Raw genomic sequence first — 255 nt, forward strand, 5'->3', positions numbered from 1 at the left:
GTTCGCCCGTCCCGGAGTTGGTCATGCATAAAATCCATTGACCATACCTGATTAGCAGACTCCGGTACGCTTAATTCCTCAGGTTTATCACGCTTGAGACGTTTTCGAGGCTTGATGCGCAAGTTCAACTCCAACTCTCGGTAAATTCGATACACGCGCTTATGGTTCCAGGCATACCCTTTTACGTTACGCAAATAGAGAAAACAGAGACCAAATCCCCAGTTGCGCTGCACTTGCGCCAGTCCAAGAAGAAGC

The 255-nt window shown here is 48.6% G+C and carries 1 pseudogene; it reads right to left on the reverse strand.

From position 1 onward, the window contains the following. Window positions 1-255 (reverse strand): annotated as a pseudogene (locus V6C16_RS14780) (IS3 family transposase); the annotation flags it as partial.

It is taken from the genome of Desulfovibrio sp. 1188_IL3213 (assembly GCF_036763145.1).
Lineage (GTDB): Bacteria > Desulfobacterota > Desulfovibrionia > Desulfovibrionales > Desulfovibrionaceae > Desulfovibrio.